The organism is Clostridium sp. AM34-11AC (assembly GCF_003435375.1).
Taxonomy (GTDB): domain Bacteria; phylum Bacillota; class Clostridia; order Lachnospirales; family Lachnospiraceae; genus Pilosibacter; species Pilosibacter fragilis.
Map to the genome: position 1 here is coordinate 275,570 of NZ_QWGL01000001.1, position 11,775 is coordinate 287,344.

At 51.7% G+C, this 11,775-nt stretch carries 13 protein-coding genes; 2 read left to right on the top strand and 11 right to left on the bottom strand.

Annotation, left to right across the window (positions count from 1 at the left end; all coding sequences use genetic code 11):
- Positions 1 to 185 precede the first annotated feature (185 nt).
- The 10 genes from DW826_RS01245 to DW826_RS01285 form a co-directional block, all read right to left on the bottom strand.
- Complete coding sequence (locus tag DW826_RS01245; protein ID WP_242994021.1) at positions 186 to 1,223, bottom strand: aldo/keto reductase; 1,038 nt, start codon at positions 1,221 to 1,223, stop codon at positions 186 to 188.
- Positions 1,224 to 1,302: 79 nt separating this feature from the next.
- Positions 1,303 to 1,497: a hypothetical protein gene (locus tag DW826_RS18515; protein WP_015553121.1), complete on the bottom strand. Its 195-nt coding sequence runs from the start codon at positions 1,495 to 1,497 to the stop codon at positions 1,303 to 1,305.
- Complete coding sequence (locus tag DW826_RS01250) at positions 1,460 to 2,170, bottom strand: GntR family transcriptional regulator (RefSeq protein WP_015553120.1); 711 nt, start codon at positions 2,168 to 2,170, stop codon at positions 1,460 to 1,462. The genes DW826_RS18515 and DW826_RS01250 overlap by 38 nt, the downstream gene beginning before the upstream one ends.
- A 14-nt stretch (positions 2,171 to 2,184) precedes the next feature.
- Complete coding sequence (gene ispE / locus DW826_RS01255; protein WP_117551798.1) at positions 2,185 to 3,081, bottom strand: 4-(cytidine 5'-diphospho)-2-C-methyl-D-erythritol kinase; 897 nt, start codon at positions 3,079 to 3,081, stop codon at positions 2,185 to 2,187.
- 237 nt (positions 3,082 to 3,318) lie between these two features.
- The gene (locus DW826_RS01260) at positions 3,319 to 4,023 is read right to left on the bottom strand and encodes a GNAT family N-acetyltransferase (RefSeq protein ID WP_117469095.1); all 705 of its coding nucleotides are present in this window, start codon (positions 4,021 to 4,023) and stop codon (positions 3,319 to 3,321) included.
- A 139-nt stretch (positions 4,024 to 4,162) separates the two neighbouring features.
- Positions 4,163 to 4,693 carry a peptidylprolyl isomerase gene (locus DW826_RS01265; RefSeq protein ID WP_021904634.1) on the bottom strand — a complete coding sequence of 177 codons (531 nt, stop codon included), beginning with the start codon at positions 4,691 to 4,693 and terminating at the stop codon, positions 4,163 to 4,165.
- A gap of 152 nt (positions 4,694 to 4,845) precedes the next feature.
- The gene (locus DW826_RS01270) at positions 4,846 to 5,625 is read right to left on the bottom strand and encodes an SIMPL domain-containing protein (protein WP_117469094.1); all 780 of its coding nucleotides are present in this window, start codon (positions 5,623 to 5,625) and stop codon (positions 4,846 to 4,848) included.
- 266 nt (positions 5,626 to 5,891) lie between these two features.
- Positions 5,892 to 6,410: a hypothetical protein gene (locus DW826_RS01275; RefSeq protein ID WP_117551799.1), complete on the bottom strand. Its 519-nt coding sequence runs from the start codon at positions 6,408 to 6,410 to the stop codon at positions 5,892 to 5,894.
- 243 nt (positions 6,411 to 6,653) lie between these two features.
- A complete protein-coding gene (locus DW826_RS01280; RefSeq protein WP_117484006.1) occupies positions 6,654 to 7,028 on the bottom strand; it encodes a hypothetical protein in 375 nt (124 codons plus the stop codon).
- Between the two features lie 315 nt (positions 7,029 to 7,343).
- Positions 7,344 to 8,681 (bottom strand): amino acid carrier protein, encoded by a 1,338-nt coding sequence (locus tag DW826_RS01285; protein ID WP_117551800.1) that lies wholly within the window; start codon positions 8,679 to 8,681, stop codon positions 7,344 to 7,346.
- Between the two features lie 224 nt (positions 8,682 to 8,905).
- On the opposite strand from DW826_RS01285, the gene DW826_RS01290 reads away from it, so the two are divergent.
- A complete protein-coding gene (locus DW826_RS01290; protein ID WP_347465601.1) occupies positions 8,906 to 9,895 on the top strand; it encodes a zinc dependent phospholipase C family protein in 990 nt (329 codons plus the stop codon).
- Positions 9,896 to 10,139: 244 nt separating this feature from the next.
- A complete protein-coding gene (locus DW826_RS01295; protein WP_158552996.1) occupies positions 10,140 to 10,844 on the top strand; it encodes a gamma-glutamyl-gamma-aminobutyrate hydrolase family protein in 705 nt (234 codons plus the stop codon).
- 229 nt (positions 10,845 to 11,073) lie between these two features.
- Here the strand turns inward: DW826_RS01295 and DW826_RS01300 are convergent, their stop codons facing one another.
- Positions 11,074 to 11,709, bottom strand: coding sequence for a hypothetical protein (locus DW826_RS01300; protein WP_015553110.1), 636 nt, complete (start codon positions 11,707 to 11,709; stop codon positions 11,074 to 11,076).
- Between the last annotated feature and the right edge of the window lie 66 nt (positions 11,710 to 11,775).

An 11,775-nucleotide genomic window follows, 5' to 3' on the forward strand; every position in this document is an offset into this window, starting at 1 on the left:
TACTTTGTTAAGTTTTTTAATTTTGCTACTATAAATGAGCAAATTTGAAAAATGGAATTTATCAAAAAGCACTTTTGCATATTGCCGAATATCGATGTGCAAAATTTGCATGCTCCGCTTTCATCATATGCAAAAAGAGGACAGCCACCCATCCTCTTTTCGCCAAGTCTATCTATTTCCTATCCTTAGAAATTCCCCGGCAGGATCTCCTTACCCGCAAGAACCTCCTCATAATCCTTCAGGTTTCTCTGCAGCAGCTCCGGCGTATTCAGACCATACGGGCACTTGCTCATGCAGTGGCCGCAGTGGATGCAGTCCTTGATCTTCATCATCTTCGCCTGTACCTCCGGTGTGAGCTGGAGGTGGGACGGGGATCTTCTGAGAAGCAGGGACATTCTCGCGCAGGTGTTGATCTCGATCCCGGCCGGACATGGCATACAGTAGCCGCAGGCACGGCAGAAGCTTCCGAATAACTGTTTTCTGTCATTCTCGATCAGGGTGCGGATCTCGTCGTCCATCACCGGCGGATTGTCGATATAGCTTAAAAATTCGTCAAGCTCATGTTCCTTCTGGACACCCCAGATCGGAAGTACGCTGTCGTACTGTGCCTGAAACGCGTAAGCGGCTCTTGAATTGTTGATCAGGCCGCCGGACAATGCCTTCATGGCAATAAAGCCCATATCTGCCTTTTTGCACTTTTCCACAAGCTCCAGATCCTTCTCGCTGCAGAGATAGCAGAACGGGAACTGTAACGTCGCGTACAGACCGGAATCCACCGCCTCGTTTGCAACCGCAAGGCGATGATTCGTGATGCTGATGAACCGGATCTTTCCCTGTTCCCTTGCCTTTAAAGCAGCGTCATAGAGGCCGGATTCATCGCCCGGCTTCGGACAGACTGCCGGGTTGTGGAACTGGTATACATCGATACAGTCCGTCTTTAAAAGACGAAGGCTGGTCTCGAGATCCTTCCAGAAGCCTTCTGCCGTCGTTGCCGCTGTCTTTGTCGCCAGATAGATATGGTTTCTGACATCACTTAAGGCATATCCGATCTTTTCCTCACTGTCAGAGTATGCTCTCGCCGTATCGAAATATGTAATTCCGCCGTCATATGCCTTTCTCAAAAGCTTTGCGGCCTCTTCCTTCGTGATTCTCTGGATCGGAAGCGCGCCGAATCCATTCTTGTTCACCGTGATCCCGGTCTTTCCAAGTGTAACTGTTGTCATGAAGACTCTCCTTTCTTCCTATCCGTTTGCCCGTAACCTTTTCCCATATCTGTGACCTTAAGCTACGGGCATACCAAAGCTACTGTTTTCCGGCGTCCAGCATCTCCTTCAGCGCTTCATCCCCGTCATCGATCCACGCGTCCTCTTCGTCCGCGTTGAGACCGAGGAATTTCGCCAGCGTTCTCTCGTCATCGCTGTTGTTCCACTCATCCACATAGTCATCGATGGCTTCAAATTCAATTTCTCCTGCCTGGTACTTTTCTTTGAATGTCATTTTCCTGCTCCTTCAGATTCTTGAGAATCGTGATCTCCTGATTGTCGATGTGTTCCCGCACAGCCATCTTCGCCTCCTGGATATGGCGCAGCGTCAGTGCCTTTAAAATATGTTCATGCTCCACCATAAGGATCTGGCGCTTGTCCGCGTCCTTAATGTATTCCAGGCGGTAGCGGTACATCTGCTCTCTTAAATTGTTTAAGATCTGGACCAGCTTCTGGTTCTTCGTGCTGTTGTAGATGATCTCATGGAACTGCTCGTCAGTCTGGGCGATCTGCATCGCGTCCCCGTTCCCGATGGCTGCCTTGAAATCAACTTCCGCTTTATTTAATGATTCCAGCTCTTCCGCGGTGATTCTCTGGCATGCAAGGTCGATGGCAAGCTCCTCTAAGGAACGGCGCACCTCCAGAACATCCCGCAGGTTGCTCTCAGAGATCTTCGCAACCTCCGCGCCCTTTCTCGGTATCATGAGGACCAGGCCCTCGAGCTCCAGTTTACGGATCGCCTCACGGATCGGGGTACGGCTCACGCCAAGCCGCTCCGCAAGCTGGATCTCCATCAGGCGTTCGCCCGGCTCCAGCTCTCCTTTTAAAATTGCCTGGCGCAGGGTCTTGAACACAACATCCCGTAATGGCAGATATTCATCCATATTTACTTCAAAATGATTCGTCATCGTGTCTCTCTCCTCTATCTGGCTTTCTTCCGGTTGTAGAATTCAGTCAGGTACACCTGACGGGTCAGACGTCCGCCGTCCGCTTCCCTGAGGGCCTGACAGGCCTTTTCTGCCAGTTCCCTATCCTTGTATATACCGAATACCGTCGGCCCGCTGCCGCTCATCAGGGAGCCGCAGGCGCCGTTCTCCATCATTATTTCCTTGATTTCCGCGATCTCCGGATGATCCGGGACCGTCACGGTCTCCAGGACATTTCCAAGACGTTCGATCACACCGTCCAGGTCACCATTTTTGATCGCCGCCATCATGCCGTCGATATCCGGGTGTTCCTCCGGTGCAAGCTCATTCACGCGCAGTTTTCCGTATACCGCTTTCGTTGACACGGAGATCTGCGGCTTCGCGATCACGAGATGGCACTGCGGAGGCACCGGGAGCTCTGTCAGGATCTCACCGATTCCTTCCGACAGGGCCGTTCCACGCATGATACAGTACGGAACATCCGCGCCGAGCTTTACACCCCGCTCCATAAGCTCTTTTTTCGTGAATCCAAGATCAAACATCCGGTTCACACCGACTAAAACGGCTGCCGCATCGGTACTGCCTCCGGCCATGCCGGCCGCAACAGGAATATATTTGCGGATCTTTATAGTCACGCCGTCCTTGATCCCCTTTTCATCGAGAAGCAGCTTCGCCGCGCGCCACGCAAGGTTTCCCTCCCCGTCCGGAACGAACGGGAGATTCGTCTCCGTCCTGATCACGCCGTCTTCGGTCCGGTCCATCTCGATCCGGTCGTACAGGTTCACGGTCTGCATGATCATGCGGACCTCGTGGTACCCATCCTCTCTCTTCCGGACCACATCCAGGCCAAGGTTGATCTTGGCATACGCTTTGAGGTCTAAATGGTCTTTCATGTTATCACCTTCTATATTTTCTACACGCGAGTCCTACCATCGGAATGCTTCGCATTCCCAGGAACAAATTTAAAGCTTCTCCTGCAGGCAGGCTTGAGCCGAACCTTTAAGCTTGTTACCCTGGTATCATCAAATTGTATTTGTGTTGTTTGTATACAATGTTTAATATACATGATTGATACACCATTTGACAAGAGAAATCTTGCGGAATTAATGACTTTTTTCCTCAATAAACCTTTATTCCGTCCGCACGAATCCCAGGCTTTCCGCGACCTTCTTTGACACGATGTTTTCCTTCCCGATCCTGACGATAAACTGGACAGTTCCAAACTCTTCCTCAGCGTATTCGATCGCCGCCCGGCATGCCTCTTTCGCGTATCCTTTTCTCCGGTATTCCGGGAAAATATGGTAGCCCAGCTCCAGCGTGTCATCCAGGATATTCTCATCATCCAGGGACAGGACATAATAATCCACATCCCCGATGCCGTCATCCTGCGGGATCCGGAACCCCACAACACCGGTGAGATTTCCGCTCTTCTTTTCCTCGACCGCCCAGAATCCAAACTCAAACACCTCATAATGGTGCTTTGTGTAACCGGCTACCTTCTCCACCGTATCCAGGTCGGCATCCACATGGTTCTCCACGATCTCCTCATAATCGCCTTCCGCGATCTCCCGGATCTTAAGCCGCTCCGTCTCGCAGATCGCCCACGGCAGCCCAAGATGCCTTCTCGCGATCCGCCCCAAAAACTCTTCGTCCGCATCCTCCACATCCGCGATCAATGTGTCCGCCGCGCACCACTCATTCCCCTGTGTGTCTTCTCTCCATAAGCCAACAATGGCCCTCCCGGCAGCCTTTGCCGCCAGGAGAGCCTCGTTTTCATCGGAGAGCAGGACAGGAATTTTCTCACCGTCTACAACTGCATAACGGGTCTCCTGCATAGCACGTCTCCTTTTTTATATTTGCGGCAGTTGTTCCTGCTCCGCCTGCACACCTGCCGAATCTCCTCCGGCAGCTTCTTCCGAATGCATGACAGCTCAAAAACAGTACTTTTCCATGTCTGGAATCCAACTGCCATTTTTATCGGCACTTCTCCGGTTCCGGATACTCTACGCCGAAGGTCTCTGCTGTGATAGATTTGATCTTCTGCTCCTTCATCGGACGGTCGCTGTAATCGGTGCGGACCTCAGCGATCTTGTTGACGATGTCCATACCGTCGATGACCTGACCAAACGCTGCGTACTCACCATTTAAGTATGGAGCGTCCTTGTGCATGATGAAGAACTGGGAGCCTGCGGAGTTCGGGTTCATCGCGCGGGCCATGGAGAGAACGCCCTCGGTATGCGCCAGATCGTTCTGGAAGCCGTTGTGGGAGAACTCGCCCTTGATGCAGTATCCCGGGCCGCCCATTCCGTTGCCGTCCGGGCATCCGCCCTGGATCATGAATCCCTTGATCACGCGGTGGAAGATCAGTCCGTTATAGAATCCCTTATTTACAAGACTTAAAAAGTTGTTTACCGTATTCGGAGCAACGTCCGGGTAAAGCTCAGCTTTGATGATATCGCCGTTTGTCATTTCGATGGTAATGACCGGATTTTTCTTTTCTGCCATTGTCTTTCTCCTTTTTAACTGTGGGCTTTTACCGCCTGAACAGTAATTTACATGACTGCCAGGATACTGGACAGCCACTTGATCGTACCCTATATTATACAGGGCATGGTCCTGGATGTCCACTGTTTTCCGGTCCATGCCCTGTGAATTACCTAGTCTCCCATGGAGAACACGATCTTAATATTCGCGCTGACTTCCATCTCTCCCGGCATCACGTTCATATCTGCCGCGGTGTCCTCTGCCCCGGCTGCCTCCATTACAGCGCTTTCCTTTTTCAGGTTCACGCCGCCGTCCACATATCTGCCGTACTGGCTGTCCGAATACTCTTCAATACTCACCACATATCCGAGTGTCCGTCCGCTGGCCTCCGCAAGTGCCTCCGCCTTCGTCCGGGCAAGATCAACTGCTTTCTTTAACGCCTCCGCATACGCGTCATCATATCCGCTGGAATAGTAAGACACGGAATAGATCTCATTCGCCCCGTTTCCGACACCGTTGGAGAGCAGCGTGCCGACCTGGTCCACCGCAACATCGGAGACGGTCACCTCGGTCTGCATCTCGTATCCAATGAGCTTCCTCGTGTTGCTGCTCCAGTCATACCGCGGGTTCAGGTAATATCCGGAGGTCGTGATGGACTTTTCATCGATCCCCTGTCCTTTCAGGTATTCGGTCAGGGAATTTAAGCTCTCCGTATTCTTCTGCTGGCACTCATCTGCAGCCTTCGCCTCAGATCTCACCGCAAACACGATCTTCGCCATATCCGGCACGATCTTCACCGTCTCGCTGCTGTCCATGGTGATCTTTCCGTCCGAGCTGTCTCCCACATTTTCGACCTTCACGGTATCCGGCACAGACACCGTCGTGCTGCATCCCGCAAGAGAAACTGCCATTATCATCGCCAAACCTGCCGCCGCCAATGTTCTTTTCTTCATACTGGATTCCTCCTTATCCCTGAATGGTATGGTTTCACACTCCAAAACATGCCTGCAGATATGCGTATTTCCTGCGTTGACTGTGAACCATACGAAAACACGTCTTTTATATTAAGGAGTATAACAGAAAAACATTGCAGCGTTTTATCTTTTCTCTTACTTTTTTAGGACATTTTCCTGTAGAAAAAATGGCATCCGATAAGCGATCTTTCCTTCTGTTCTATTGAAGCGATATCCGCATACTGCTGGTCGATTTCATTACTCTTTTAAGATTGGTCTTCTATCAATGCATGTAAAATCTCCGGCAGCTCCACAAGCAGGCTCTTCCTGTTCACCCGCTCTGTTCTCCTGTGGATGTCTTTTCCCCATGGGCCCATGAGAACGGCTGGGATATTCAGCTTTCCGATCTCTTCAAAGTCTACCTGGTAGCCGCCGCCCCAGAGCGGAGTCTCGGCGGCGTAGCCGGAAAAGTCCATATCCCCGCAGGTGCCGCAGTAGCTGAGGTCGGAGATTCCTGTAAAGTAGTGGACTTTCTTCACCATGCATCCGGCTGCCTCAGACGCTTTCTTGATCTTTCTGAACTGCCAGCTTCCGGCGCCCTCTTTTCCGGTCATCTGATCGCTGTGGTATGCCGGGTAGAGCGGCGGGGCGAAGCTGATGACCATCACCGGCTCTGTGAGTCCGGACCAGTCCAGGACCTCCGTCATCATGTCGATAGTCGCCTGGGGGTAATTTGTCTCTCCGCTGCGGATCCGCGCTTCTGTGCGGACCTTCAATTCCGCCATAAAGCATTCAAAACCATCCGCATCCTTTTCGCTGCATTGTCCGGAGAGTTCCGCGAAAGAGAGCACTGTAAATTTCTGCCGCGCTTCGTTCTTTTCTGCATCTTCTTCACTGTCGCTGTCCGCATATTTTTCCGATGCCGGGTCTGCAGTATCTGTACTTCCATCAGCTTCCGCCTGAAGTTCTGCGGTTTTTACACATTGCTTCCTGTCCCTTCTCGTCCCGGCCCATGGGTTCCAGATCGATCAGAAGGTCGTAGGAAAGCTTTTCCCGCTCCCGAAGATCCGCAAGAAATCCAGCTGCGCCGCGCATGCCGACGGAATAAGACTCCTCATCCGGAACCGACAAAAACAGTACATTTCCATCCATCCTGCATGTCCCGTCAGAATGATCGTCCGTCCGGATTTCCTATTTCCGCGCACCAGCCCGTAAACCAACGGACGCTTTCTCGCGTCCCCAGGGATCTCCACCGTACCGAAGTTTTCCGGGTATGCCCGAAAATACGGCTGCTCCGCAAGGATCTCCCTAATTGCCTCCGCCGTCTTCCGCTCTTCATCCGTATCCGAAATCCCAGGAACCGATACGAGTCTCTTTAAATATTCATAAACTTTCTCTTCCATCCGGCATCTCTCCTTATATACATGAAAAAAAGCACCCCGCCGAGTGCTTTTCTTCAACAAAATAATTATTTGAAAAAGGGAGGAGAGCTGATAATCACTTATCAGCTCGAGTATTATGAAAAAAATCTTATAAGCAGCATCTATATCAGATGTCTTTCTGTTTATGGTTATATGATATCCATAAAACATGAAGAAATCGTGTGAATTGTGTAAAAGAATTTTGAAGACTTTTTGAACAAGATATGAACACGAAAAAGGGCAATTTTGTACCGCCGTAAGACGTATCGCACACCCCTCTCCGGCGTGAGGCAGCAGCTATGGATCCCGCTTTTCCCCCGGCGCATAGATCTCCCCCGCCAGCAGCACCAGCGCCGCCAGGTTCGGCACCGCCATCAGTCCATTAAAGATGTCCGAGACCTCCCACACCGTCTCCATCGCCCCGAGACACCCGAGAAACGCCGCCAGAAGATATCCCACCGCATAGACTGCCGGGATCTTTCCCGAGATCTTCCCGCCAAGATACTCCGCCGCCTGCCGCCCCATATAGTACCATGCGATGATCGTGGAGAACGCGAACAGCACCACGCAGACCGCCACCGCATACCCGCCGGGACTCCCAAGCGCTGTAAAAAAGCAGAGACTTGTGAGCGATGCTCCGTTCTCCGCCCCGAACTCTGAGGCCGTCCCGCTGCCCGCCACGCAGAGGATCACAAGCGCTGTCAGCGTACAGCTCACGATGGTATCAAAAAATACCTCAAAGATCGCCCACTGCCCCTGAAGCTCCTCCGATGCCATCTCCGCGCTCCCGTTTAACACTGCAAGACTCCCGAGCCCCGCCTCATTGGAAAAGACACCTCTGGCGATCCCATAGCTGACGCATCGGGAGATCCCGTAACCCGCGACTCCGCCAACAGCGCTGCGGAAGGAAAATGCATCCACCAGAATTCCCAGGATCACTCCCGGCACATTCCCGGCATACAGAATGATCACTGCCAGCGCTGCTGCCGTATAAAGCCCCGCAGACAATGGAACAAGCCGCTCCGCCGCGAGAAAGATCCGCCGTCCGCCGCCTGCCAGCACGATACCCGCAAGGACCACAAGGATCATCCCCACTGCAGCCTCTGGGATTCCGTACACATAGGACACCGTCTCCGAGATCGCGTTTGCCTGCACCATGCTTCCCATGCCGAAAGCCGCCGGAATACAGAAAAATCCGTAGAGGACTGCCGCCCTGGGACAGCCCAGCCGCTTTTCGAGATACATCATCGGTCCCGCCATCCATCCGCCGTCCTGTCCTTTTTCCCGGTACCGGATCCCGAGAACTGTCTCCCCGTAAGCCGTCGCCATTCCGAGGAAGGCGGACACCCACATCCAGAACACCGCACCTGGTCCTCCGGCGATCACAGCCGCCGCCACCCCCGTGATATTCCCGGTTCCTATGGTTGCCGCCAGCGCCGTACATGCCGACCGGAAGGATCCCTGATGACTCTTCCTGTCCCTGAGAAGGTTCCCGATCGTCGCGTTCCACCAGCATGGGATCTTCCTGAGCTGAAAGAACCGGATCCGCACACTGTATACGGTCCCCACCATCAAAAACAGTACCGGTGTCCATGGTCCCCAGACAATATCATGGATCTCCCCAATCATATTCATTCCATATCACGCCCTGCAGCCTGACGGCCTCATTTTCTATCCCGCCGCGCATTACCGCCGCCCGCCGCGTTTTTACCTTTTCTATTTCTTACTACGTTTTATTCCCATTTCCACACATCTATGCTATAATAAACACTGTGTCTGCCCATGGCAGCTTTTATTTGCACAAGCAGAAAGCCAAAGTCCGCGCCGGAGCAGGACCTTGGCATTTTCTTTCAAAGGAGATGATTCTTGTGCCCGGATTTACGACTCACTACCTGTTCGGTGTAAAGGCCTACAATGACCTTCCGAACAACTACCTGAAACATGTGATATCCAAATACCGCTGGCTCTACCAGCTTGGTCTCCAGGGACCTGATATCTTCTTTTATAATATCCCGATCCTCCGTCACAGGGACTACCGCAACGTCGGCTCCCATATGCATGAGTATCAGGTAAACGACTTTTTTAAGAACAGCCTCCTAGAGCTCACCGAGATCCACTCGAGACAGCAGAAAGAGGAGGCGGCGGCATTCCTCGCAGGATTCATGTGCCACTATATCTCTGATTCGATCTGCCACCCCTTCGTCTACGGGCGGATCAAGTACCGCACCGATAAGAAAAAGACCGAGTGTCATGGACTCCATGCCGCCCTGGAAAACGATATCGACGCGATCCTGCTCTGGAAGTTCAAGCACAAAAAGCCGTCCGAATTCAACCAGACCGCTTCCCTCTGTTTAAACGCCCAGGAGAGCCAGTTTATCTCCAGATATCTCAGCCGGTGCATCAACCGCACCTACTACCAGATCACAGAGAAAAACAACTTCCAGGTCACAGACGGAATGGTTGCCCGCTCGATCTTCGCGATCCGTTTCGGAAGCCGGATCCTGTCCGATCCCGAGGGACATAAGACCCATGTGATCGGTTCTCTGGAATCAATCTTCCTCAAGCATCCGATCGCTTCTAAAAAGCTTGTGACGGATAAGCTTTCCGCCCAGGTCCGCGATATCCTGAACCTGGACCATGAGGTCTGGACGAATCCATGGGATAATTCCATCGCCTCGACGACGTCATTCCCAGATCTGTACCATCAGACCTTGAAGAAATGCAATGCAGTCTACTATTACCTTAATGCGTTCCTGATCGCGAATGTCCCATCCGGGCCGCCGGATATGTCCGCGCTGTTGGCAGAGCTTGGAAACTATTCCTACCACAGCGGGCTTGATGTGGGATGACCTGCATCATCTGATGCCAGACACGGATCCCGGGAGGCTTCGCTTTCCGGGGCATATCGCTTAAAACGGATGATTTCTGCCCTGTGCTGCAGAATTATCATATACTATCATAGCTGTTTCACTTTTTAAACAGCTGCCATCTATCAACTTCCGCTCTGTCTGTATGAGAGACAGCCGGATCCATTCCGTCAGATTTCACTACGGGGACAGGCAGACGGCAGAAATGGAAAAGGAGAATTACATTATGAAACCATTGATCTTACTGACCGGAGGAACCGGCGCAGCAGCCAACGGAACACCGACATGGGCATTAAACCAGAACTATGCTGAGAATATCCGCCGCGCAGGCGGCATCCCGATCCTTGCAGTCAACAACGACTGTGCTGAGGAGTACGCGGATCTCGCTGACGGACTTCTCTTAAGCGGCGGTAAAGACGTTGAACCAAAGCTCTACGGTCAGGAAAAGATGTTTGACTTCGTCATCACAGACCCACAGCGCGACGATCTGGAATACAAGATCATCAAGGCCTTCGTTGACCGCAGGAAACCGATCTGGGGCATCTGCCGCGGAATCCAGATCTTAAACGTATACTTCGGCGGTACTCTCACCCAGGATATCCCGACACAGCTCGGCGGTGATCACTCCAAGGGTGTCTGCCATCAGGTGACGCTCAAGAAAGATTCCATCTTAGGAAACCTTTACGGCGAGTCCATGGAAGTAAACAGCTACCACCACCAGGCCCTCGACAAGCTCGGCGAAGGTCTCCAGGCCATCGCATGGGGCGAGTCCAACGGACACACTTTCACAGAGGCTGTGCAGCACGAGACTCTTCCGATCTGGTCCGTACAGTGGCACCCGGAGCGCATGACCGGCCCGGTTACAAACCCGAAGGAATGTGCCGACTCTCTTCCGATGTTTGAGTACTTCGTGAAGCAGTGTGCAAAATAAGCCGCGTCAATAAACGCAGGTCTGAAATTTAAAACTGAATCCATATATAAACGCCGCATTTATTCTGCCGTTAAGAATAGTGCGGCGTTTGTTACTGTTCAGCAGGTCTGTGCAGACCATAAGAAAATATGACAACAAAAAATGGCAGGACGCTTTCTGGATCACATTGAAAAGCATTCTGCCATTATATTGTCTTAATTATTTATTCTGTTAAAATTATTCCAACTAATTACTTGGAAGCCTTTGTCTCGTCAAGCTTCTTCGGTGAATCGTCTGCAACGTCCTCCGGACCTTCTGCAGCAGTCTCGTTGCTCTTGAGGTCGATCTTCTCTCCGGCCTTGTAGCTCTTATCTACAAGTGCCTTTCCTCCCTCAGTAACAACTTTTACATCAAGGGAGAACTGGTTCCAGAGTGTTCCGAAGGAATCAGTGCTGGAATTCTCAAGATCCATGCTCTGTGCAGCGATGATATCGTTGAACTGCTTAACCATTGTCACAGCATATTCCATAGCGTCATCGTTTGTTGTGTCGTTCTTTACTGTCCATGTGAGACCGATGTTTAATGCGGACTCATCATAAGTGAACTCCATCTTTACAGACTGCGGGAATGCAGATGTGTCGTTGAACAGTCCGTCGCACTCGCTCTGTGCCTGCTCCCAGTCGTACATCGTCGTCTCTACAGTCTCATCCTCTACAAGGAAGTTCTGGTCTCTCGGAAGTGTCTCGTCGTCATCCGTCTCCATTTTTGCCGGATCCACTTCTTCACTTCCGGATACCGGTGCATCTGTTGAAATGCTGCTCTTTGTACATCCGCCAAGGGCAAGAACTACTAAAGACAGCACAGCCATTCTCTTTAATAATTTCATGATAAAATTCCTCCTCTGAATTCAACGGATCTCCCATTATGCTAAATAGAATTTTCCGGGAAATCG

What these genes read in the sequence shown, in the direction of transcription:
- DW826_RS01245 (WP_242994021.1), bottom strand. Translation starts at nt 1,223, where the DNA reads ATGACAACAGTTACACTTGGAAAGACCGGGATCACGGTGAACAAGAAT.
- DW826_RS18515 (WP_015553121.1), bottom strand. Translation starts at nt 1,497, where the DNA reads ATGACATTCAAAGAAAAGTACCAGGCAGGAGAAATTGAATTTGAAGCC.
- DW826_RS01250 (WP_015553120.1), bottom strand. Translation starts at nt 2,170, where the DNA reads ATGACGAATCATTTTGAAGTAAATATGGATGAATATCTGCCATTACGG.
- ispE (WP_117551798.1), bottom strand. Translation starts at nt 3,081, where the DNA reads ATGAAAGACCATTTAGACCTCAAAGCGTATGCCAAGATCAACCTTGGC.
- DW826_RS01260 (WP_117469095.1), bottom strand. Translation starts at nt 4,023, where the DNA reads ATGCAGGAGACCCGTTATGCAGTTGTAGACGGTGAGAAAATTCCTGTC.
- DW826_RS01265 (WP_021904634.1), bottom strand. Translation starts at nt 4,693, where the DNA reads ATGGCAGAAAAGAAAAATCCGGTCATTACCATCGAAATGACAAACGGC.
- DW826_RS01270 (WP_117469094.1), bottom strand. Translation starts at nt 5,625, where the DNA reads ATGAAGAAAAGAACATTGGCGGCGGCAGGTTTGGCGATGATAATGGCA.
- DW826_RS01275 (WP_117551799.1), bottom strand. Translation starts at nt 6,410, where the DNA reads ATGGCGGAATTGAAGGTCCGCACAGAAGCGCGGATCCGCAGCGGAGAG.
- DW826_RS01280 (WP_117484006.1), bottom strand. Translation starts at nt 7,028, where the DNA reads ATGGAAGAGAAAGTTTATGAATATTTAAAGAGACTCGTATCGGTTCCT.
- DW826_RS01285 (WP_117551800.1), bottom strand. Translation starts at nt 8,681, where the DNA reads ATGAATATGATTGGGGAGATCCATGATATTGTCTGGGGACCATGGACA.
- DW826_RS01290 (WP_347465601.1), top strand. Translation starts at nt 8,906, where the DNA reads ATGATTCTTGTGCCCGGATTTACGACTCACTACCTGTTCGGTGTAAAG.
- DW826_RS01295 (WP_158552996.1), top strand. Translation starts at nt 10,140, where the DNA reads ATGAAACCATTGATCTTACTGACCGGAGGAACCGGCGCAGCAGCCAAC.
- DW826_RS01300 (WP_015553110.1), bottom strand. Translation starts at nt 11,709, where the DNA reads ATGAAATTATTAAAGAGAATGGCTGTGCTGTCTTTAGTAGTTCTTGCC.